Here is a 21,731-nt window from a genome sequence, read left to right on the forward strand (position 1 = left end):
GGGATCAGCCGTAAACACCGCGCACCAACCGTTTGACGGCGGTGGTGATCTTGTCCCAGTCCCGCTCTGACTTGAGCGGCACGCCCGCAAACTGACCGCTCGTCGCAGCCGATATGACGAGATGCTGGATGGCGGCGAACAGTACCGCGTTGACGGCGGCGGTATCCACGCCCTTCGGCGCCGCCAGCGAACCGCGCATGCGCTCCAGCCACTTGCCCAGCGATTTGGCGCGGGCTTCGGCCAACTGACGCACCTGCGGTGAACCGTCAGACACTTCCCAGGCGATGATCTTGCAGACAAGGGGATCGCTGCGCAGCGCATCCATGAAATAAAGCGCCAGCTTTTCCATGAGATCGCCATAGGTCAGCAGGAACATGCCGCCGGTGTCTTCGGGAATGCGATCCTTCACCCAGGAGCCGAGATCCTCGCCGATCGCCTCGATCAGACCGTCCAGGCCGCCGAAATAACGGTAGATGAGCTGCTTGTCGCAGCCGGCGCGGCGGGCAACGGCATTGATGCCAAAACCCTGAAATCCCTCTTCGGCAAGCAGCGACCGCGCCGCATTAAAAATCGCCTTCTCGGTCTGAGCGCGATCCTTGATGCGCTTTTCCGGTCTGTCGGCTGAAATCGCCTCTGCGGTCGCCAGCATGATTCCCTACCCGTGTTTTGAAAGGCCTCTCTCAACGGGTTAACAAAGCATGAAGGGAAGAACAACGTGGCGGAGAGGATGGGCAGAAGGTTCTTGTGGATGAAGGGTACGCCATGCCGTTTCCGGCACGCGCCGGAAAAGCATCCACGCATTTTCAGGCGCTGACATCTCCATAGTAAACCGGGAGATGCCGTTCGATTTCCATGGAATCATGAAGAACGCGACCGATGCCGACCAAATCGGGATTCAACACGCGATAAAGCAGCAGATGCCTCGGATATTTAACTAAGCCGGTTTCACTTCTCGCCCTCTCCCGGCTGTAACGGAGATGATAGCTGCGCACATCGTCTGCCACTTCCGGGCGGAGACTTGTTCCGGAACGAAACGGATCCCGCGCAACATCACGCAGCGCCGTGACAAGCAATTTTTCGTAGCGTTTTCTCGCCGCGGCCCCAAATGTCGTGTGGGTCCATCCAAGAATTCCAATAATGTCCGATTGCGCGGCTTCGGACAGACGGTACCTCGTCATGCCTTATCAGATTTGGCAAGGCGCGCTTCAGCGTCGCGTCCGAGAGCGGAAATGAAGTCGTCGAGATCATCATCCGCCACATCCGTAAAACGGCCTTGATCAAGGTCTGCGAAGCCCTGTTGCGCCGCCGCCCTCAAGGCTTCCAATCTGGTCACCTCAAGGCGCTCGCGCCTTTCAATCAATCGTAAGCCCTCGCGCAGCACTTCGCTGGCATTTTGATAGCGGCCAGATTTGACGAGTTCGTCTATGATCTCTTCGTGATGCTGTGTCAGAACGACGTTACGCGTTGGCATCAGAGCCTCCACCAGACATTAGAGTTTTTCCGCTTTTCTTCGAACCGCGAAAACACTCTAACTAACTCTCTATTTCAGCGCATTTCCGGACGGAAAACCGGGTTCCACTTTTCCTGGAAATGCTCTAGCGACGTCCAACAATACCACCGATTGGCATAATCTGCCAATATTACTCCAGCGCCATGCCGAACCAGACGCTGCCGGGCGTTTCGTGACTTTCGAGCCGCTTGAAGCCGCGTGTTTCCCAGAAGCGCATACCCGCATGGTTGCGTTCGCTGGCGCCGAGGTGGATGCCGTAGACGTTGTTCTGTCTCGCCATATCGAGCCAGCGCGACAGAAGCCGGGTGCCGCCGCCCTTGCCCTGCGTGCGCGGCAAGAGGTTCATGTGGATATGGGCCGGAAACGGGTCGGTAAGCCAGGTGGGCGTGCGGCGCGGATGGTGGATGAACTGGGCGCGGCGCTGGTCGGCGTCCCATGTCTGCTGGTCGCCGCCGGGATCGGGATAAAGGCTGCGCAGATGCGGCCACCATTCCCGCTCCAGCCGCTCTTCGTGCACCGCCGTATCGAGTGCGCCGACGATATAACCGCACACACCTTCATCATCCTCCGCCACGAAAACGGCATCGGGCCAGAGATGCAGATAGGGGACGGAATAGATATGCCCGACCATGCGGCCATCATTGTAAAGGGCGGTGGCGTCCTGCCCGGCATCGCCGGTGGCGAGGCTTATGGCGTAGAGCGCGTCTTCATCCTCGGCGCGGGCGGAACGGAACGTCAGCATTGGCGGCCGCCTTCCCTTACCCCGCATCGATGCGCGAAAGTGTCACGACAGATCAGAACACGCTTTACGCCATTGCTGTTTTTCAAATCCGAGACCCCTCCCGCCGGGACTGCAAAATCTTCATCCGCAAGCATCGGTCAAGATGCAGGCGGATAAAGAAGATCGATTATATAATTCGGATCGAAGCGGGAATCGAGCATGCCGTAAGTATGCCGCCAGCCGCCCGCGAGACGGGTCTCGAGGAAGGCATCGGCAATCTTGCCGGCGCCGAGACGGCAAAGCTCGGCGGCAGCGGCCGCAAGCGCGAACTGCTCCACCAGCAGGCGGGCCGCTCCCTCGTCACGTTCGGCAAGGGCGATTGCGGCGCGCAGCACGTCGGTGGTTTTTTTGCCGGCTGCACCCAGATCACGCTCCAACGTCTGGAAGACGAGATCGAACAGATCCTTGCCGCGCTGGAGAACCCGCAGCACATCCAGCGCCATGACGTTGCCGGAGCCTTCCCAGATGGCGTTGACGGGCGCTTCGCGATAGTGGCGGGCAATCGGCCGCTCTTCCACGTAACCGTTGCCGCCAAGGCACTCCATGGCCTCATAGATAAGCGCCGGCGCGATCTTGCAGCACCAGTATTTCACGATGGGCGTCATCACCCGCGCATAGGCGGCCTCGGCCGGATTGTTGCGGGCGGCGTCGAATGCGGTCGCCAGCCGGAAGGAGAGCGCAGTGGCCGCCGCCACATCCAGCGCCATGTCGGCGAGAACACGCGTCATGATCGGTTGCGTGACCAGCATCTTGCCGAAAACAGAACGGCCACGGGCATAATGCACGGCTTCGGCAAGCGAGGCGCGCATCATGCCGGCGGAGGCAAGCGCGCAATCGAGCCGCGTCAGTGTCACCATGTCGAGAATGGTACGGATGCCGCTGCCGGGATCGCCCAGCAGATAACCGAAGGCATCGGTGAATTCGACTTCGGCGGAAGCGTTGGAGCGGTTGCCGAGCTTGTCCTTGAGGCGCTGGAAATGCAGGCCGTTCTTCGAACCGTCTTCCAGATAACGCGGCACGAGGAAGCAGCCCATGCCGTCGCCCATCTGGGCGAGCATGACGAAACCGTCGCTCATCGGCGCGGACAGGAACCACTTGTGACCGGACAGGCGATAGATGCCCTCGCCCACCCGCTCCGCCGTGGTTCGGTTGGCGCGCACATCCGTGCCGCCCTGCTTTTCCGTCATGCCCATGCCAATGGTGACGGCGGTTTTCTGCAGGGCCGGTTTCTGCGAGGAATCATATTTGCGCGAGAGAATCTTCGGCGCCCATTCCTTCTGCACGCGCGGCGAAGCCATGATGGCAGCGACGGAGGCGCTGGTCATGGTGAGCGGGCAAAGATGCCCGGCCTCGAGCTGCGAGGTCAGGTAGAATTTCGTGGCGCGGGCCTTGTGCTCATTGCCGCGCGTATCGGGAGAATTTTCCCAGACGCTGGAATGCAAGCCTGACGACATGGAACGGCGCATCAGCGCGTGCCAGGCTGGGTGGAACTCCACCTGATCCAGACGCTCGCCACGCGGGCCGTGGGTATGCAGCTGCGGCACGCCCTGATTGGCCATGCGCGCCAGCTCCTGCGCCTCATGCGACGTGACGTAACGGCCGAGCTGGTCGAACTCGTCTCTCAGATTGCGCGACAGGCCGGAGGTCAGGTCGACGATCAGCGGATCGGAACGATAGGCGTTGATACCGGACCAGAGGCTTGGCTGGTTCAGTTCGGCGAGCGTTTCTTCTGTCCGGGAATTCTGGGTCATCCGCTGCTTCTAGCTGTTTTGTACTGGCGTTGCATAGTGGGGTGATATTGCATAATTCCACCCGCAGGAAGCGATTGAGACGATTAAACCGCCGCTTTCAGCATTTTTCGGGAATGTCCCTGATTTAGGGATTCGGCCAGGTGAATGCCAAACACGTTTCCGGCAAGATCAACGACAGTCCCCAAAAAAGCCGCGCAGAAGTTGCGGCAACAACCGGCGGGCATGCGGATAAACGCATTCTCCATAATCTGCGGCCCGACGTGGAACCTGCGGCAGGCTTTTTCGGTTGGCGACTTTGCTGAACGGCTGCACAGGGAGGAGACCATGGAGGCCAGCGTAAGAAGGCTCTTCGAGCGATATGAGCGATTTTTCAATAAGTCTCTCAAGGGTGACATGGATATGGAGGAGGTCGCCTCCCTCTACGCCTCCGACTTTATCGCCGCCTCCCCCGCCGGGGTGATGACCGGAAAGAACGATGACCACTTGAAGCAGGTCATGATGAAGGGCTACGAGCGCTATCGGACGATCGGAACGAAGGAAATGCGGATACGCGACATCCGTATCTCGCCCATCGACGACCATCATTGCCTTGCCCATGTTGCCTGGACGGCGACCTTTGATCGCAAGCGGCAACCGGATGTCGCAATCGATTTCGATGTTCATTACTTCGTCCAGAGGCTGGACGGAGCCCCGAAAGTTTTCGGCTGGGCGTCAGGAGACGAGCAGGCGCTTTTGAAGGAGCATGGCATCGTTTAATGCCTGCGCCTTCCATCGTCAGGCCGTTTGTGCTCGAGGGTTGGGGAAACATCGCCATGTTTTCATTTCAGGAGTTGCGGGCGCTTGCCCCGCGACCATGCAGTCTCTATAGAGCGCAGGACCGAATTCCGCCGCACTCCTGAGGCGTGTTCACAGCGAATGGGAGCGCACGGATCAGCATTCGGGCGTTCCGGGCATTTTCACGGGAAAATGCGGCGCCCGTCAGGAGGCAAACCGCATGGTCTTCTTCCCCCATCGCCATCTCCTCGGCATCAAGGGGCTTTCCCATCAGGATATTACCCTGCTTCTCGACAAGGCCGACGAGGCGGTGAAAATCAGCCGCCAGCGCGAGAAAAAGACCTCGACGCTTCGGGGCCTGACGCAGATCAACCTGTTTTTCGAAGCCTCGACGCGTACACAGTCCTCCTTCGAGCTTGCCGGAAAACGCCTTGGCGCGGATGTGATGAACATGTCGGTCGGCAATTCCTCGGTGAAGAAGGGCGAAACGCTGATCGATACGGCGATGACGCTGAACGCCATGCGCCCGGACGTGCTGGTCGTGCGCCATTCTTCCGCCGGTGCGGCAGCGCTTCTAGCGCAAAAGGTCGCCTGCTCCGTCGTCAATGCCGGCGACGGCCAGCATGAGCACCCGACGCAGGCGCTGCTCGACGCGCTGACCATCCGCCGCGCCAAGGGCGAACTCTCAGGCATCACCGTGGCGATCTGCGGCGACGTGCTGCATTCGCGCGTTGCCCGCTCCAATATCATCCTGCTCAACCAGATGGGTGCACGCGTTCGCGTCGTGGCCCCCGCCACGCTTCTTCCTTCCGGTATCCGCGACATGAGCGTGGAAGTCTTCCACGACATGAAGGAAGGGCTGAAGAACGCCGATGTGGTGATGATGCTGCGCCTGCAGCGCGAGCGCATGTCCGGCTCTTTCGTGCCTTCGGTGCGCGAATATTTCCATTATTACGGCCTCGATGCCGAAAAGCTGAAGGCGGCGAAGGAGGATGCGCTGGTCATGCATCCCGGCCCGATGAACCGCGGCGTGGAAATCGCCTCCGACGTGGCCGACGGTCCGCAGAGCGTGATCGAAAGTCAGGTGGAAATGGGGGTTGCCGTGCGCATGGCGGTCATGGAAACCCTGCTTGTCTCGCAAAATCAGGGTGAGCGCGTATGAGTGCCGTTACCGTTCTCAAGAACCTTCGCATCGTCGATCCTTCCCGTAATCTCGACGAGACCGGCAGTGTGATCATCGGCGCTGACGGCACCATTCTCGCGGCCGGCAAGGACGCGCATAATCAGGGCGCTCCCGAAGGGGCGACCGTTCGCGACTGCAAGGGTCTGCTGGCGGTTCCCGGTCTGGTGGACGCCCGTGTTTTCGTTGGCGAACCCGGCGCCGAGCATCGCGAGACCATCGAATCCGCCTCGCGCGCGGCAGCGGCCGGCGGTGTGACCAGCATCATCGTGATGCCCGATACCGACCCCGTCATCGATGACATAGCGCTCGTCGAATATGTGAAGAAGACGGCGCGCGACAAGGCGCTCGTCAATGTGCATCCCGCAGCAGCACTCACCAAGGGTCTGAACGGCGAGGAAATGACCGAATTCGGCATGTTGAAGGAAGCCGGCGCAGTCGCCTTCACCAATGGCCGCAAGGCGCTTTCCGATACGCTGGTGCTGCGCCGCGCCATGACCTATGCGCGCGAACTGGGCGCAGTGATCGCGCTCGAGACGCGCGACAAATATATCGGCGGCGGTGACATGAACGAGGGGCTTTTTGCAAGCTGGCTCGGGTTGTCGGGCGTTCCGAAGGAAGCCGAGATCATTCCGCTGGAGCGCGACCTGCGCATCGCCGGGCTGACACAGGCGATCTACCACGCCGCCAAGATTTCCGTGCCCGAATCGGCAGAGGCGATCCGCGTTGCGCGGCAGCGGGGCGTAAAGGCCACCTGCGGCATCTCGATCAACCATCTGACGCTCAACGAGAACGATATCGGCGAATACCGCACCTTCTTCAAGCTTTCGCCGCCGCTGCGCGCCGAAGATGACCGCAAGGCGATGGTGGAGGCGCTGAAGGACGGCACCATCGACATCATTGTCTCCTCACACGACCCGCAGGATGTCGACACCAAACGGCTGCCGTTTTCGGATGCGGCGAGCGGCGCGGTCGGGCTGGAAACCCTGCTGGCGGCGGCGCTGCGCCTGCACCATAGCGGCGAAGTTCCACTGATGCGGCTGATCGATGCGCTCTCCACCCGACCGGCGAAGATTTTCGGACTGGATGCGGGAACGCTGAAGGCGGGCGCGAAGGCCGATATCACGCTGATCGACCTCGACGAGCCGTGGCTCGTGGCAAAGGAGCAGCTGGTCTCGAAATCCAAGAACACCCCGTTCGAGGATGCCCGTTTCAGCGGCCGCGCGGTTGCCACTTATGTGGCTGGCAAAGCCGTTCATTCCTTGGCATAAGATCACCAACAGAGATCACGCGGCCAGCGCGACAGAGGGGACGTTTGAATGAGTGCTTTGACTGACTGGCAGACGGCGCCTGCCCTTCTCGCGCTTTCGGCGCTGATCGGCTATCTGCTCGGTTCCATCCCCTTCGGCCTCATTCTCACCCGTATGGCGGGGCTGGGCGACGTGCGCAAGATCGGCTCCGGCAATATCGGCGCGACCAATGTGCTGCGCACCGGCAACAAGAAGCTCGCCGCCGCGACCCTGCTGCTCGACGCGCTGAAGGGCACGGCAGCGGTGCTGGTCGCCAATGCGCTCTGGGGCTACGAAGCGTCGCTGGTCGCCGGTTTCTTCGCCTTCCTCGGCCACCTGTTTCCGGTATGGCTCGGCTTCAAGGGCGGCAAGGGTGTGGCCACCTATATCGGCGTGCTCCTGGGTGCCGCACCGCTGATGATGCTGGCCTTTGCGCTGATCTGGCTCGCAACCGCCTTCATCACCCGCTACTCGTCGCTGTCGGCGCTTTTGGCCATGCTGGTCATTCCCGTGGCTCTCTGGGTACTCGGGCCTGAAAAGACGGCGCTGCTGGTGACGCTGTTGAGTGCGATTTCATGGTGGAAGCACCGCGAGAATATCGCGCGTCTGCTGGCGGGCACTGAAAGCCGGATCGGGCAAAAGGGCTGAGACCCATTTAAGGATATGCCATGCCGCATGAGGAAACGACACGGCAGGGCATAGAGCTTTCCGCGCGGCAGCGGGTCGCGTGGCTGAGGCTGATCCGCAGCGACAATATCGGTCCCGTCACCTTCCGCGAACTCATCAATCATTTCGGCAGCGCCGAAAAGGCGCTCGATGCCCTGCCCGAGCTTTCAAGGCGCGGCGGCTCGTCGCGCAGCCCACGCATCGCCACGCAGGCGGAAGCGGAAGGCGAGATCGAAACGGCCGAAAAATTCGGCGCGCATTTCGTCGGCATCGGTGAGCCGGATTACCCGCCTGCCCTGCGGCAGCTGGATGGCGCGCCGCCGTTGATCGCCATGAAAGGATCGGCAGCGACCGCGACCAGACCGAGCGTCGGCATCGTCGGCTCCCGCAACGCCTCCATCAACGGCGCGAAATTCGCCGCCATGCTGGCGCGCGATTGCGGCCGGGCCGGCTATACCATCGCTTCGGGGCTGGCGCGCGGCATCGATGCGGCCGCACACCGGGCAAGCCTTTCAACGGGCACGGTTGCCATGCTGGCCGGCGGCCTCGACCGCCCCTACCCGCAGGAAAATTTCGGGCTCTTGCAGGAGATATATGACGAGGGCGGCACGACGATCAGCGAAATGCCCTTTGGCTGGGAACCGCGCGCCCGCGATTTTCCCCGCCGCAACCGATTGATCGCCGGTGTCTCCCTCGGTGTCGTCATCGTCGAGGCGGCGGAGCGCTCCGGTTCGCTGATAACGGCAAGGCTTGCCGGAGAAGCGGGACGGCTGGTTTTTGCCGTACCCGGCTCCCCGCTCGATGCACGCTGCGAGGGCACCAACCGGCTGATCAAGGAAGGCGCGATGCTGACCACGGGTGCGGCCGACATTCTGGAAGCGCTGCGGCCGCTGATGGAGCCGCAATTGCCCTATGAACGCAAGATCGAGGAACCGAGATCCGACACGGAGATGTCACCACCAGGGGACGACGAGCGCAACATCATCGCCGCCGCTCTCGGTCCCTCGCCCGTGGAAACGGACGATATCATCCGTCACACAGGTTTTTCCGCTGCCACCGTTCACCTGGTGCTGCTGGAGCTTGATATTGCCGGACGTCTAAACCGGCATCCCGGGGGGCGCGTGTCGCTCTTCATCGCGGATTGACAGCTTGCGCCTTCCGCTCTGGATATCGCCGACTTCGACATAGGCCATCTCGATCAGATAACACAGCATGTCGGCTCCCTCGCGGCTCGCGACCTGCCGCAGTTCCGCGAGCATCTGGCGAATGTAAGCCAAGTTCTCTCTGGTCCCTTCATTATCGGCATTATTGTTTGTTGCGTTCGGGACCATATATTTATCCTAGGAATTCCGCCTGAAACGAAGAGCAATAAGTAGATTCAAATGATGTTGCCCATCATAACCAATTTACCAAAGATTGCAATACAACAATAGATTATCCATAGGTTGCAATCACCTTGAAGCGATAAAATCGGCCTTGCCTCTTGACCCGCGCGCATTACCTGTCCATGTCGAAATATAAAGAAGGCGAATTGCGGCATTGCGCCGTGACCCGGCCACGTTAACGGACCAGTTCCAGAGAAAAACAATATGAATGTCGTCGTCGTAGAATCTCCTGCCAAAGCCAAGACGATCAACAAGTATCTTGGCTCGGGCTACAAGGTTCTTGCATCTTTTGGCCATGTCAGAGACCTTCCTGCCAAGGACGGATCGGTGCTGCCCGACCAGGATTTCGAAATGTCCTGGGAGGTCGACAGCGCATCCGCCAAGCGCATGAAGGATATTGCCGATGCGGTAAAATCCTCCGACGGCCTTTTTCTCGCAACCGACCCGGATCGCGAAGGCGAGGCCATTTCCTGGCACGTTCTCGATCTTTTGAAGAAGAAGCGCGTCCTCGGCGACAAGCCGGTAAAACGCGTGGTCTTCAACGCCATCACCAAAAAGGCCGTGCTGGACGCCATGGCGAACCCGCGCGACATCGATGTGCCGCTGGTCGACGCCTATCTCGCCCGCCGTGCGCTGGACTATCTCGTCGGTTTCAACCTGTCGCCGGTGCTGTGGCGCAAGCTGCCCGGCGCGCGTTCCGCCGGCCGCGTTCAGTCGGTGGCGCTGCGCCTCGTCTGCGACCGCGAATCCGAGATCGAGCGTTTCGTTTCCGAAGAATACTGGAACATCAGCGCGCTTCTGAAGACACCGCGCGGTGACGAGTTCGAAGCCAAGCTGGTTTCGGCTGACGGCAAGCGGCTGCAAAGCCGCGGGATCAAGACCGGCGAAGAGGCGAACCGGCTGAAGGTGCTGCTGGAAGGTGCCACCTATGTCGTGGATTCCGTCGAAGCCAAGCCCGTCAAGCGCAATCCCGGCCCGCCCTTCACCACCTCGACACTACAGCAGGCCGCATCCTCGCGTATGGGCTTTTCCGCCTCGCGCACCATGCAGGTGGCGCAGAAGCTTTACGAAGGCATCGATATCGGCGGCGAGACCGTCGGTCTGATCACCTATATGCGTACCGACGGCGTCCAGATGGCGCCGGAAGCGATCGACGCCGCCCGCCGCGCCATTGGCGAGCAGTTCGGTGACCGTTACGTGCCGGAAAAGGCGCGTTTTTATTCCACCAAGGCCAAGAACGCCCAGGAAGCGCACGAAGCGATCCGCCCGACCGATTTCAACCGCACGCCGGATCAGGTGAAGCGTTACCTCGATCCCGATCAGCTGCGTCTTTATGACCTGATCTGGAAGCGCGGCATAGCGAGCCAGATGGCCTCGGCCGAAATCGAGCGGACCACGGTGGAAATCCTCGCCAGCAATGGCGGCGAAAAGGCAGGCCTGCGCGCCGTCGGTTCGGTGATCCGCTTCGACGGTTTCATCGCCGCCTATACCGACCAAAAGGAAGATGGCGAACAGAGCGATGACGGTGACGACGAAGGCCGTCTGCCGCCGATCAACGAGCGCGAGAGCCTCGCCAAGCAGAAGATCAACGCCAGCCAGCACTTCACCGAACCGCCGCCGCGTTATTCGGAAGCCTCGTTGATCAAGAAGATGGAAGAACTCGGCATCGGCCGTCCTTCCACCTATGCGGCAACGCTGAAGACGCTGAGCGACCGTGAATATATCGTCGTCGACAAGCGCAAGCTGGTGCCGCATTCGCGCGGCCGGCTGGTGACGGCTTTCCTCGAAAGCTTCTTTACCAAGTACGTCGAATACGACTTCACCGCCGCGCTTGAAGAAAAGCTCGACCGGATCTCCGCCGGCGAACTGGACTGGAAGCAGGTTCTGCGCGATTTCTGGAAGGATTTCTTCGCACAGATCGAAGACACCAAGGAACTGCGTGTCACCAACGTTCTGGATGCTCTGAACGAGGTTCTGGCGCCGCTGGTCTTCCCGAAGCGCGAGGACGGTTCCGATCCGCGCATCTGTCAGGTTTGCGGCACCGGCAATCTTTCGCTGAAGCTCGGCAAATACGGCGCTTTTGTCGGTTGCTCCAACTATCCGGAATGCAATTACACCCGCCAGCTGACCTCTGACGGTTCGGAAGCCGAGGCCGCCGCATCGAACGAGCCGAAGGCGCTGGGCGCCGATCCGATGACCGGCGAGGAGCTGACGCTGCGGTCGGGCCGTTTCGGGCCCTATATCCAGCGTGGTGACGGCAAGGACGCCAAGCGCTCCTCGCTGCCCAAGGGCTGGAAACCTGAGGATATCGACCACGAAAAGGCCTTGGCGCTCATCAACCTGCCGCGCGATATCGGCAAGCATCCGGAAACCGGCAAGATGATTTCCGCCGGCCTCGGTCGCTACGGGCCGTTCCTTTTGCATGACGGTTCCTATGCGAACCTCGAAAGCATCGAGGACGTGTTCTCTATCGGCCTCAACCGCGCCGTGACTGTCATTGCCGAAAAGCTGAGCAAGGGACCGGGTCGCGGCCGCAGCGGCACGCCGGCAGCGCTGAAGGAGCTGGGCGACCACCCCGATGGCGGCCCGATCACTGTTCGCGACGGTCGTTATGGCGCTTACGTCAACTGGGGCAAGGTCAACGCCACCATTCCAAAGGGTCAGGATCCGGCTTCGGTGACGCTGGACGAGGCGCTGGTGCTGATCGCCGAGCGCATCGCCAAGACCGGCACCGGCGGCAAGCCTGCCAAGGCCAAGAAAACCACAGCCAAGAAGGCAGACGGCGACGCCGCAGCAAAGCCGAAGGCGACCAAGGCCAAGGCGGCAACCAAGAGCAAGACGGCCGCCAAGCCGAAGGCAGCGGCCAAACCCAAGAAGGCAGCAGAGTGAGCAAAGCGCCGCGTCAGAGACAGGGTTCCGCCAGCGACGGTTTCGGACGCACCGGGCGCGGCAAGCGGGTCAGTGAAGGCGAAGGTATCATCCATGGCGAGGTGCCTTCCCGCGAGGTGCTGCTGAAATTCATCGCCGACCATCCGCAGCAGGCCTCCAAACGCGAAATCGCCAAGGCTTTCGGCCTGAAGGGTGAAAACCGCGTCGTCCTGAAAGCGCTGCTGAAGGAGCTTGAAACCGACGGCATGGTGCAGAAGAGCCGCAAGTCGCTGACGCGGCCGGGTGGCCTGCCGCCCGTGACGGTTCTCGATATCACCACCCGTGACAAGGACGGCGAGCTGATTGGCCGCCCGGCGGAATGGCCTGACGATATGGGTGCGGCTCCGGCGGTACTGATCCGCCAGTCGTCGCAGGATCGTGGCAAGAAAGCGCCCGCAGCCGGTCTTGGCGACCGTATCCTTGCGAAGATATTCCCCTCGAAGGAAAGCACTGGTCCTGCCTACACGGCCCGTGTCGTCAAGCTGATCGACCGCCGACAGAATGCACTGCTCGGTGTATTCAAGGAGACGGCGGGCGGCGGCGGACGGCTGATGCCGATCGACCGGCGCGGCGAGGAAATGGTCATCGACCCCGATGGCGTCGGCGACGCCAAGGACGGCGATCTGATCGAGGTGGAAACCTCGCGCAACAGCGGCCGTTACGGGCTGACACGCGCCAAGGTGCTGTCGGTCATCGGCTCGGTTGCCTCGGAAAAGGCGATCTCGATGATCGCCATTCATTCCCACGGCATTCCGCATATCTTCCCCTCGGATGTTCTGGCCGAAGCGGATACCGCCAAGGCGGCCAGCATGTCCCACCGCGAGGACTGGCGCGACCTGCCGCTCATCACCATCGATCCGGCCGACGCCAAGGACCATGACGATGCGGTTTATGCCGAGCCCGACACGTCGCCCGACAATCCTGACGGTGTCATTGTCACCGTCGCCATTGCCGATGTCTCCTGGTATGTGCGTTCCGGTTCGCCGCTGGACCGCGAAGCGCTGAAACGCGGCAACTCCGTCTATTTCCCCGACCGCGTCGTACCGATGCTGCCGGAGCGGATTTCCAACGATCTCTGCTCGCTGAAGGAAGGCGTCGACCGCCCTGCCCTTGCGGTGCGGATGACCTTTTCGAAGGAAGGCCGCAAGGCCGGCCACACCTTTCACCGCATCATGATGAAGAGTGCTGCCAAGCTCTCCTACAGCCAAGCTCAGGCCGCCATCGACGGGCGGCCGGACGACAAGACCGGCCCCTTGCTGGAGCCGATCCTGAAGCCGCTGTGGCACGCCTATGCCGTGATGAAGCGCGGCCGCGACCGCCGCCAGCCGCTGGAACTCGACATGCCCGAGCGCAAGATCCTGCTTCGGCCTGACGGGACGGTTGACAAGGTCGTCATTCCCGAACGCCTCGACGCGCATAAGCTGATCGAGGAAATGATGATCCAGGCGAATGTCGCCGCCGCCGAGACGCTGGAAAAGAAGAAGCAGCCGCTGGTCTATCGCGTCCACGATGCGCCCACACTTTCCAAGCAGGAAGTGCTGCGCGAATTCCTTGGCACCATCGGCATTTCCATGGCCAAGGGAGCGGCCATGCGCGCCAATTCCTTCAACGGCATTCTGGCCCGCGCGCTCGATACGCCGCACCAGATCATGGTCAACGAAATGGTGCTGCGCAGCCAGAGCCAGGCGATCTACAGCCCGGAGAATATCGGCCATTTCGGCCTCAACCTGATGAAGTACGCGCACTTCACCTCGCCGATCCGTCGTTATGCCGACCTCATCGTGCATCGCGCGCTGGTGGGGTCGCTTGGCCTCGGCGAAGGCGGCATCACGCCGCAAGAAGAGGCGACGCTGGACGATATCGCTGCCGAAATCTCGACCTTCGAGCGCCGCGCCATGGCAGCCGAACGCGACACCGTCAACCGGCTGATCGCGCATCATCTGTCCGAGCGTGTGGGCGAGGAATTCGAAGGCCGCGTCGGTGGTGTCACCAAGGCGGGACTATTTGTCGCGCTGCCGCAGTTTGGCGCGGACGGTTTTGTTCCTATATCTACACTCGGAACCGATTATTTCCTGTATGATGAAGCCCATCAGGCCCTGACGGGGGAAAAGACCGGTCTTGGTTATCAGCTCGGCGACACGGTACAGGTGCGGCTTGCGGAAGCAGTGCCACTGGCGGGTGCGCTGCGTTTCGATATGCTGAGTCCGGGGCGCAAGATGCCTGTGGGCACGCGCTCGTTCCATAAAACCGGCCGGCGGGCCTCGCGTCTTGCCGCCAAACCAGGAACGCGGCCGCCGAGACGGCGACGTTAGGGCAGCGACAATAAATAAAAGACCGCGTCAGGCGGTTGAACGAACGGGAGAAGGACTTAAGGATGAGTGCACATCAGGGCTCGGAAACGGTCACCTTCGGAGACAACAGCGCGGAACGGCCGCTTGGCCGCTCGATCATGCGGGGAATGGCCAATCGCTGTCCGGCCTGCGGCAGCGGCCGCCTGTTCCGCGCCTGGCTGAAGCCGGTGGACGCCTGCGCAGCCTGCGGCGAGGAAATGCACCATCACCGTTCAGACGACCTGCCGCCCTATATCTCCATCGTCATCATCGGTCATATTGCCGTTGGCGGCTTCATGATGACGGACATGGTCCTCAACATTCCCATGTGGGCGCATTTCGCCATATGGGTGCCAATCACCATTCTGGCCGCGCTTTTGACGCTGCAACCGATCAAGGGCGGCGTCATCGGCCTGCAATGGGCGCTGCGGATGCACGGCTTCGACCGAAAACAGCAAAAAGTGCAGATAGACGGCTCGTCGCACTGACGGCGGGCAGGACCTTGCACGTGCCTCAGCCTCCCCGCGACGCCGAAACGGCAAGCGCAGCCATGCGGCCGCGTGACGCCGCCTCCATCATCCTGTTCGACCGTTCCGGCCCGCAGCTCCGGGTGCTGATGGGCCAGCGCAGCAGCGCCCATGTCTTCATGCCGGGCGCCTATGTCTTTCCCGGCGGCAAACGCGACCCGCGCGACCATGCGCTCCCCTTTTCGGGCGATCTGCACCCCGCCGTCCTCCACAGGCTCACCGCTTCAGCCGCGCGGCGGCTCAGCATTGCCGGCGCAAGGGCTCTGGCGCTTGCCGCTGCGCGCGAGCTTTTGGAGGAAACCGGCGTGGATCTCGGGCAAAGCGCCGAAGGTCCGGATCTTTCCCGTTTCAGATATGTGGCGCGAGCCATCACCCCACCCGGCAATGTGCGGCGTTACGACACGCGATTCTTCTGCTGTTATGCCGACGAACTCCGGCTGGATACCCGGCTAACGCGGGATTCCGACGAGCTGCACAATGTGCAATGGCTTGACATGACAGACCTTTCCGGTCTGAACATGCCGAAAATCACGCGCACGGTTCTCGAAGATGTCACAAAACTCATGATAGGTGATCCCTCATTGCCCTTTGAAAGCCCCGCGCGGCTCTATGTCACGCGCCACGGCCGGTTCATTCGAGACTTTGTATAAAGGCCGTCATGTCACAAATGAAATGCGAAGAAGCGGACGCCATTCACTGGCCCTCACTGATCGCCGCCATTTCCGCCATCAGCGCAGTGGGTGTCGCCATCGGTCTCGGCCTGCCGCTTTTGTCGATCATCCTTGAAAAACGCGGCATCTCCTCCACCATGATCGGGGTGAATTCGGCCATGGCCGGCGTGGCGGCGATGATGGCCGCCCCCGTGACGACCAAGATCGCCCATGATTTCGGCGTAGCCCGAACCATGCTGTTCGCAGTCGTCGTTTCGGCGCTCAGCGCTCTCGGTTTCTATTTCGCCGAGGCCTTCTGGATGTGGTTTCCGCTGCGAATCGTCTTTCACGGTGCGACCACCACGCTTTTCATCCTGTCCGAATACTGGATCAACATGACGGCGCCGCCGAAGAAACGCGGCACGGTTCTCGGTATCTATGCAACCGGTCTTGCGGTCGGCTTTGCTGTCGGCCCGCTGCTGTTTTCCGTGGTCGGCAGTGAGGGCATATTACCGTTTCTTGTCGGCGCGGCGATCATATTGCTCGCCGCCATCCCGATCTTCATGGCGCGCGGCGAAAGCCCGGAGCTGGATGAGCGGCCCAACCACCATTTCGTGCGTTACGTCTGGCTGGTGCCGATGGCCTCGGCAGCGGCCTTCGTCTTCGGTTCGGTGCAGGCAGGCGGCCTGTCGCTCTTCCCGATCTACGCGACGCGGGAGGGCTTCAACGAATCGCAGGCGGCGCTTCTCCTCACCGTGATGGGCATCGGCAACATGGTCTTCCAGATACCGATCGGCCTGCTCTCGGACCGGATGAAGGATCGGCGCACGATGCTGGGGCTGATGGCCTTTGCGGGTGTCTGCGGCACGCTGGCGCTGCCTTTCCTGGTGGAAAGCTGGATTCTGGTGGCGGCCCTGCTGCTATTCTGGGGCGGCCTGGTCTCCGGCATGTACACTGTCGGCCTCACCCATCTCGGATCGCGCCTGAAGGGGGCCGATCTGGTCTCCGCCAACGCCGCCTTCATCTTCTGTTATGCCATCGGCACCATCGCAGGGCCGCAGGCTGTCGGCATTTCCATGGATATTGCCGGAACCGATGGCTTTGCCTGGTCGCTGGCGGTATTTTTCGGGCTTTACGTGGTGCTTTATCTCGTCCGTTTTGTTTTCCGGGCAAAACAGGCTTGACTTTTCGGGCGCGATACGTAGTTTCGCGCCAGATTTAGCCGAGGTGAGAAGCGCCTGCGGCTTCTCTTTTGTTTAAAGGCAGGACGACCATGGCGAAAGCTACAACAATCAAGATCAAGCTGCTGTCGACAGCCGACACCGGTACCTTCTACGTCACCACCAAGAACAGCCGTACGTTCACGGACAAGATGACGAAGACGAAGTACGACCCGGTTGTACGCAAGCACGTCGAATTCAAGGAAACCAAGATCAAGTAATCTCTTGATCGGGTCTCCGACAAAAGCGCGCCCAATGGGCGCGTTTTTTGTTTGTGCTGAGAACAAGGGCCGCCACAAAGCTCCTCGCGCCCGGAAGCTGCCTGCGGGGAAATAAGGCCCTTCATGTCCCTGCAGGGCACGCAAAATGCGACAGCCACTGGCAAGGTGTTAAAGCAGGCTGCGGACAGGTCTGATCAAGCGGCCCCGCCACCCCGCTTATTGTTACAATCACCGGAATATTCGCAGCCATTCCCAAAGGCTGCCTGGAGCCGTTTCCGCCTCCCATCGCGCCGTTACACGACTGTGAACGGAACCATGATAGCAGCCAGCGCTCCGCAACATCGGCGCAACGAACAGGCGATTTTGGGGAAGAAGGCGGTCGGCCAACGACGCGATTACGGCACGAGGAACCGATTCGGACATCGTCAGCCGACCGACCCCACGATTCAGGAGATGCGGCGGACCTGAGCATCATGGGGCATTCGAACTACGCAATACCAGCCCCTGACGAGCGAAATCGCAGCGGCTGAAGCCGCCATCATTCCATCATCACAAGACGGATCAACCGCCGGAAGAACTGTTATTCTCGATTTTGAGTGTGCGCAAAAGTAAAATAAAAATCAACAAATTCTTAAGCCAGAGATACATCACCTGAGAAACATGGTTAAATATACCAAGCTGGCACACTATAGTTCCCTGCGAGATTGAATTCAATGCATTTTTCAACTTGAACTCTATTAATTCCGCTCAATTTCACGCGTTCATTGCAAAGCGATAAAATACACCTGAAGTCAAAGGCTTGCGGTTTCGAGACGGTCTACCGGGTCTTCCGAAAGACTATTTCGCCGGGATATGCCGGGGAGATTACCCAGTATTTCTTAATTAAGCCGCCACTGAAGCTCAGGCTGCGGCGGCCACGACACGATTGCGGCCGGCGTGTTTCGCCTCGTAAAGCGCCTTGTCCGCCTGTTTCAATATCTCGTCCGGCGCGCCGAAGGCGCCGCTGCTGGTGGCGATGCCGAGAGAGGCGGTAATGCTCAATTCGCGGTCGATGGAACGAACATAAAAAGGCTTGTCCTCCACGATCGCTCTCAGGCGCTCGGCAACACTTGCCGCAAGCTCCATCGGTGTATCGGGCATGACGACGACGAACTCCTCTCCGCCGTAACGGCAGGCGAGATCCGCACCGCGCACCGTGCTGCGGACGCGTGCTGCAAATTCCCGCAGCACCTCATCGCCGACATCATGGCCGTAAGTGTCGTTGACCAGCTTGAAGCGGTCTATATCGGTCATGCAGATGGAGATCGGCCGACCGCGAACGGCGGCGCGGTCAAAGAGTATCTTCAGGTGATTGTCGAGATAGCGGCGATTGTTGAGGCCCGTCAGCCCGTCGACAATGGCAAGTTCCATCGTGTGCTGGAGATTGAGCCGAAGGTGCTCGTTGTAACGCTTGCGTCTGATCTGTGTCAGCGAGCGGGCCACGAGTTCGTTCGGATCGATCGGCCGGAGAATATAGTCGTTCACACCGAGATCGAGCGCCCGCGCCACCATCTCATCCGCCCCCTGCTCCGCCACCAGGAGCAGCGGCAGAAAACGGGTGCGTTCCAGCGAGCGAAGCTGCGAGCACAGTCTCAGCGGATCGTAGTTTTCGAAATTTGAATTGACGATGACCAGCTCGAAGGGGCTGCTCGCCGCCTTGAGCAGGGCCGCCTGCGGCTCGGTGACGGCATCGACCTCTGCGACCGGCTTCAGCGCCCGCACGATGCGCTCCTGCGAGCTGGCGCGGCCATCCGCAACCAGCACACGGCCCGGCGTCTGCATCAGACCATCGCTGCGCAGCATCTCCTCGATGCCGATCTGCCGCGCGGTTTCAGCGCGCAGCCGCAACTCGTCGCTGACGGCCTTGAGGCGCACGAGGCTTTTCACACGGGCGATGAGCTGAAGGTCGTTGACGGGTTTGGTGAGAAAATCGTCGGCGCCGGCCTTGAGGCCGCGCACGCGGTCCGACGGCTGGTCGAGTGCCGTGACCATCACCACCGGAATATGCGCGGTATTCGGATTGGCCTTCAGCCTTTCGCAGACCTCGAAACCATCCATGCCCGGCATCATGATATCGAGCAGGATGATATCGACCTGCTCCTCGTCGCAGATCGCCAGCGCCTTAAAGCCATCCTCGGCGGTGACGACATCGAAATATTCCGCCACAAGACGGGCTTCGAGAAGCTTCACATTGGCCGGAATATCGTCAACAACCAGAACTCTCGCCGTCATAACCGTTCCCCAGTCGCCTCACGCATCGCCCAGATAAGTCTTGATGACTTCGATGAACTTCGGAACGGAAATCGGTTTCGACACATAGGCCTCGCAGCCGCCCTGGCGAATGCGTTCCTCGTCGCCCTTCATGGCGAAAGCCGTGACCGCGATGACCGGAATGACATGCAGCTCGTCATCCTCCTTCAGCCATTTCGTCACCTCCAGCCCGGAAACTTCCGGCAGCTGGATATCCATGAGAATGAGGTCGGGGCGATGCTTGCGGGCGAGATCGAGCGCTTCCATGCCGTTGCGCGTCTGAATCGTCGTATAACCGGACGCCTCGATCAGGTCGCGAAAGAGCTTCATGTTCAGCTCGTTGTCTTCGACTATCATGACCTGCTTGGGCATGGTGAGCAGTCCCCGTTTCGCTTTGAAACCTTCATCCAGACATATAAGTTGCCAGAGAACCGATTCCATCGTCCATTTGTTGCGCAAGGCTAGAGGGATTTGGTTTCAAAATAGGTAACTTCGGGGAAGAAATGCTGCGCGATACGAAAAACAAAGGCAATGCCGGCCAGGATCCGCAAGAAACGGCAGCCGCCATACTTGGCTGGCTGGCGAACGAACCGGACATGCTGGCGCGTTTCCTGGCGCTGAGCGGGCTGCAGGCGAACATGCTGCGGCAGGCCGTCAACGATCCCGGCTTTCTTGCGGGCCTTACCGATTTCCTGATGAGCCATGAACCGGACCTCATGGCGTTTTGCGCTGCGACCGATACTTCGCCCGAAACGGTGGCGGCCGCATGGCATCATTTTTCCGGGCCAGGGCTGGATTCAGGCGTGTATTGACGGGGGAGCCCCTTGAGCCGTTGTCACGGCCGGAGTATGGTCGGCAACGTTCTGGTTTTGTTTTCGGCTCATGTCCACGTCGCACCCCTATGACCCCGGTTTTTGCCGCGACTGTCTGGCCGGCCAGCCAGAGGGGCTGAGGCGTTGCCGTGCCTGTGGCAGCCCGCGCCTTGTTTATCACGCCGAACTCTACGATCTGAGCATCGCCCATATCGACTGCGACGCCTTTTATGCCTCCGTTGAAAAACGGGACAATCCGGAACTGGCAGACAAGCCTGTGATCGTTGGTGGCGGCAAGCGCGGGGTGGTTTCCACCGCCTGTTATATCGCCCGCATTCACGGCGTGCGTTCCGCCATGCCGATGTTCAAGGCGCTGGAAGCCTGTCCTGATGCAGTGGTCATCAAGCCTGATATGGAAAAATACAGCCGTGTCGGGCGCGAAATCCGGGCGATGATGCAGGAATTGACGCCGCTCGTGCAGCCGCTTTCCATAGACGAGGCGTTTCTCGATCTTTCCGGCACCGAGAGGCTGCATCACGACCCACCGGCCCGTGTGCTGGCGAAATTCACCCGGCGCGTGGAAAAGGAAGTGGGCGTGACCGTTTCCGCCGGGCTTTCCTATTGCAAGTTTCTCGCCAAGGTCGCGTCCGACCTGCAAAAACCGCGCGGCTTTTCGGTGATCGGCGAAACGGAGGCGCTGTCCTTTCTGGCGACACGGCCGGTCACCACCATCTGGGGCGTCGGCAAGGCCTTTGCGGCGACGCTGGAGGCGGACGGTATCCGCATGATCGCGCAACTGCAGGAGATGGAGGAAAGCGAGCTGATGCGCCGCTATGGCGTGATGGGACAACGCCTCTTCCGGCTTTCGCGCGGCATTGACGAGCGGCATGTGCACAATAACGACCCGGTCAAAAGCGTGTCTTCCGAAACCACCTTCTTCAACGATATTTCCCGCCATGAGGATCTGGTGCCGATCCTGCGCTCGCTTTCCGAAAAGGTTGCCTGGCGGCTGAAGAAGAGCGGCATTTCCGGCCAGACGGTGGTGCTGAAGATGAAGACGGCCGACTTCAAGCTCCGCACCCGCAACCGCCGGCTGGACGACCCCACCCAGCTTGCCGACCGGATTTTCCGCACCGGCCTTTCGCTGCTGGAAAAGGAAACGGACGGCACCAGGTTTCGCCTCATCGGTATTGGCGTCGGCGATCTGCGCGATGCCGGCCTTGCCGATCCGCCCGATCTCGTCGACAAACAGGCGGGGCGGCGGGCAGCGGCGGAAGCGGCGATGGACAAGCTGCGCGACAAATTCGGCAAGGGCAGCGTCGAGACCGGCTATACGTTCGGAACACGCAAATAGTTTGCTGAAGGAGGAGGTGCGGAACCGCATATCCGCCGTCCTCAGCCACAACACACATGTATTT

Annotated in this window: 22 protein-coding genes; 14 read left to right on the forward strand and 8 right to left on the reverse strand. The window is 60.7% G+C overall.

Annotated elements, in window-relative coordinates; translation table 11 throughout:
• Positions 1-4 precede the first annotated feature (4 nt).
• The 5 genes from N5D22_RS12650 to N5D22_RS12670 form a co-directional block, all read right to left on the reverse strand.
• Positions 5-649 (reverse strand): TetR/AcrR family transcriptional regulator, encoded by a 645-nt coding sequence (locus N5D22_RS12650; RefSeq protein WP_279655319.1) that lies wholly within the window; start codon positions 647-649, stop codon positions 5-7.
• Positions 650-803: 154 nt separating this feature from the next.
• On the reverse strand, positions 804-1,178 hold the full coding sequence (locus tag N5D22_RS12655; protein WP_279655320.1) for a type II toxin-antitoxin system RelE/ParE family toxin: 375 nt from the start codon (positions 1,176-1,178) through the stop codon (positions 804-806).
• Positions 1,175-1,471, reverse strand: a complete 297-nt coding sequence (locus tag N5D22_RS12660; RefSeq protein WP_279655321.1) for a type II toxin-antitoxin system ParD family antitoxin — start codon at positions 1,469-1,471, stop codon at positions 1,175-1,177. The genes N5D22_RS12655 and N5D22_RS12660 overlap by 4 nt, the downstream gene beginning before the upstream one ends.
• A 169-nt stretch (positions 1,472-1,640) precedes the next feature.
• Positions 1,641-2,252: a GNAT family N-acetyltransferase gene (locus N5D22_RS12665; protein ID WP_125145951.1), complete on the reverse strand. Its 612-nt coding sequence runs from the start codon at positions 2,250-2,252 to the stop codon at positions 1,641-1,643.
• Positions 2,253-2,389: 137 nt separating this feature from the next.
• Complete coding sequence (locus N5D22_RS12670) at positions 2,390-4,042, reverse strand: acyl-CoA dehydrogenase family protein (RefSeq protein WP_020808932.1); 1,653 nt, start codon at positions 4,040-4,042, stop codon at positions 2,390-2,392.
• A gap of 140 nt (positions 4,043-4,182) precedes the next feature.
• Here N5D22_RS12670 and N5D22_RS12675 point away from each other — a divergent pair, with 140 nt between their 5' ends.
• The 6 genes from N5D22_RS12675 to dprA all read left to right on the forward strand — a co-directional run bounded on the left by N5D22_RS12675 (position 4,183) and on the right by dprA (position 9,096).
• Positions 4,183-4,344, forward strand: a complete 162-nt coding sequence (locus N5D22_RS12675) for a hypothetical protein (protein WP_279659042.1) — start codon at positions 4,183-4,185, stop codon at positions 4,342-4,344.
• Between the two features lie 22 nt (positions 4,345-4,366).
• Positions 4,367-4,798: a nuclear transport factor 2 family protein gene (locus tag N5D22_RS12680; RefSeq protein ID WP_125145999.1), complete on the forward strand. Its 432-nt coding sequence runs from the start codon at positions 4,367-4,369 to the stop codon at positions 4,796-4,798.
• 238 nt (positions 4,799-5,036) lie between these two features.
• Positions 5,037-5,978, forward strand: a complete 942-nt coding sequence (locus tag N5D22_RS12685) for an aspartate carbamoyltransferase catalytic subunit (protein WP_003521487.1) — start codon at positions 5,037-5,039, stop codon at positions 5,976-5,978.
• Positions 5,975-7,267, forward strand: a complete 1,293-nt coding sequence (locus N5D22_RS12690) for a dihydroorotase (RefSeq protein ID WP_279655324.1) — start codon at positions 5,975-5,977, stop codon at positions 7,265-7,267. The genes N5D22_RS12685 and N5D22_RS12690 overlap by 4 nt, the downstream gene beginning before the upstream one ends.
• A 48-nt stretch (positions 7,268-7,315) precedes the next feature.
• Positions 7,316-7,933: a glycerol-3-phosphate 1-O-acyltransferase PlsY gene (gene plsY / locus N5D22_RS12695; protein WP_279655325.1), complete on the forward strand. Its 618-nt coding sequence runs from the start codon at positions 7,316-7,318 to the stop codon at positions 7,931-7,933.
• A gap of 20 nt (positions 7,934-7,953) precedes the next feature.
• Entirely contained in the window at positions 7,954-9,096 is a 1,143-nt protein-coding gene (gene dprA, locus N5D22_RS12700) for a DNA-processing protein DprA (protein WP_279655326.1), read from the forward strand.
• Here the strand turns inward: dprA and N5D22_RS12705 are convergent.
• Positions 9,049-9,282: a hypothetical protein gene (locus tag N5D22_RS12705; protein WP_020012349.1), complete on the reverse strand. Its 234-nt coding sequence runs from the start codon at positions 9,280-9,282 to the stop codon at positions 9,049-9,051. The genes dprA and N5D22_RS12705 overlap by 48 nt on opposite strands.
• Positions 9,283-9,540: 258 nt before the next feature.
• Between N5D22_RS12705 and topA the strand changes: the two genes are divergently transcribed.
• From topA to rpmG, 6 genes are all read left to right on the forward strand, one after another.
• Positions 9,541-12,225, forward strand: coding sequence for a type I DNA topoisomerase (topA, locus tag N5D22_RS12710; protein ID WP_279655327.1), 2,685 nt, complete (start codon positions 9,541-9,543; stop codon positions 12,223-12,225).
• Positions 12,222-14,576: a ribonuclease R gene (gene rnr, locus N5D22_RS12715; RefSeq protein WP_279655328.1), complete on the forward strand. Its 2,355-nt coding sequence runs from the start codon at positions 12,222-12,224 to the stop codon at positions 14,574-14,576. The genes topA and rnr overlap by 4 nt, the downstream gene beginning before the upstream one ends.
• Before the next feature lie 62 nt (positions 14,577-14,638).
• Positions 14,639-15,082, forward strand: a complete 444-nt coding sequence (locus tag N5D22_RS12720; protein WP_279655329.1) for a DUF983 domain-containing protein — start codon at positions 14,639-14,641, stop codon at positions 15,080-15,082.
• Between the two features lie 62 nt (positions 15,083-15,144).
• A complete protein-coding gene (locus tag N5D22_RS12725) occupies positions 15,145-15,771 on the forward strand; it encodes an NUDIX hydrolase (RefSeq protein ID WP_279655520.1) in 627 nt (208 codons plus the stop codon).
• A 17-nt stretch (positions 15,772-15,788) separates the two neighbouring features.
• Positions 15,789-16,955, forward strand: coding sequence for an MFS transporter (locus tag N5D22_RS12730; protein WP_279655521.1), 1,167 nt, complete (start codon positions 15,789-15,791; stop codon positions 16,953-16,955).
• Between the two features lie 89 nt (positions 16,956-17,044).
• Positions 17,045-17,212 (forward strand): 50S ribosomal protein L33, encoded by a 168-nt coding sequence (gene rpmG / locus N5D22_RS12735; RefSeq protein ID WP_003496403.1) that lies wholly within the window; start codon positions 17,045-17,047, stop codon positions 17,210-17,212.
• 900 nt (positions 17,213-18,112) lie between these two features.
• On the opposite strand, the gene N5D22_RS12740 is transcribed toward rpmG, so the two are convergent.
• Entirely contained in the window at positions 18,113-19,483 is a 1,371-nt protein-coding gene (locus tag N5D22_RS12740; protein WP_279655331.1) for a PleD family two-component system response regulator, read from the reverse strand.
• An 18-nt stretch (positions 19,484-19,501) separates the two neighbouring features.
• Positions 19,502-19,873: a response regulator gene (locus N5D22_RS12745; RefSeq protein ID WP_003521498.1), complete on the reverse strand. Its 372-nt coding sequence runs from the start codon at positions 19,871-19,873 to the stop codon at positions 19,502-19,504.
• Between the two features lie 131 nt (positions 19,874-20,004).
• On the opposite strand from N5D22_RS12745, the gene N5D22_RS12750 reads away from it, so the two are divergent.
• Together N5D22_RS12750 and N5D22_RS12755 are read left to right on the forward strand one after the other, a co-directional pair.
• Positions 20,005-20,313 (forward strand): DUF3572 domain-containing protein, encoded by a 309-nt coding sequence (locus tag N5D22_RS12750; RefSeq protein WP_020012343.1) that lies wholly within the window; start codon positions 20,005-20,007, stop codon positions 20,311-20,313.
• A 70-nt stretch (positions 20,314-20,383) separates the two neighbouring features.
• The gene (locus N5D22_RS12755; protein WP_279655332.1) at positions 20,384-21,667 is read left to right on the forward strand and encodes a DNA polymerase IV; all 1,284 of its coding nucleotides are present in this window, start codon (positions 20,384-20,386) and stop codon (positions 21,665-21,667) included.
• Positions 21,668-21,731 lie beyond the last annotated feature (64 nt).

The sequence above is a fragment of the Agrobacterium sp. GD03872 genome, from assembly GCF_029840625.1.
GTDB lineage: Bacteria > Pseudomonadota > Alphaproteobacteria > Rhizobiales > Rhizobiaceae > Agrobacterium > Agrobacterium fabrum_A.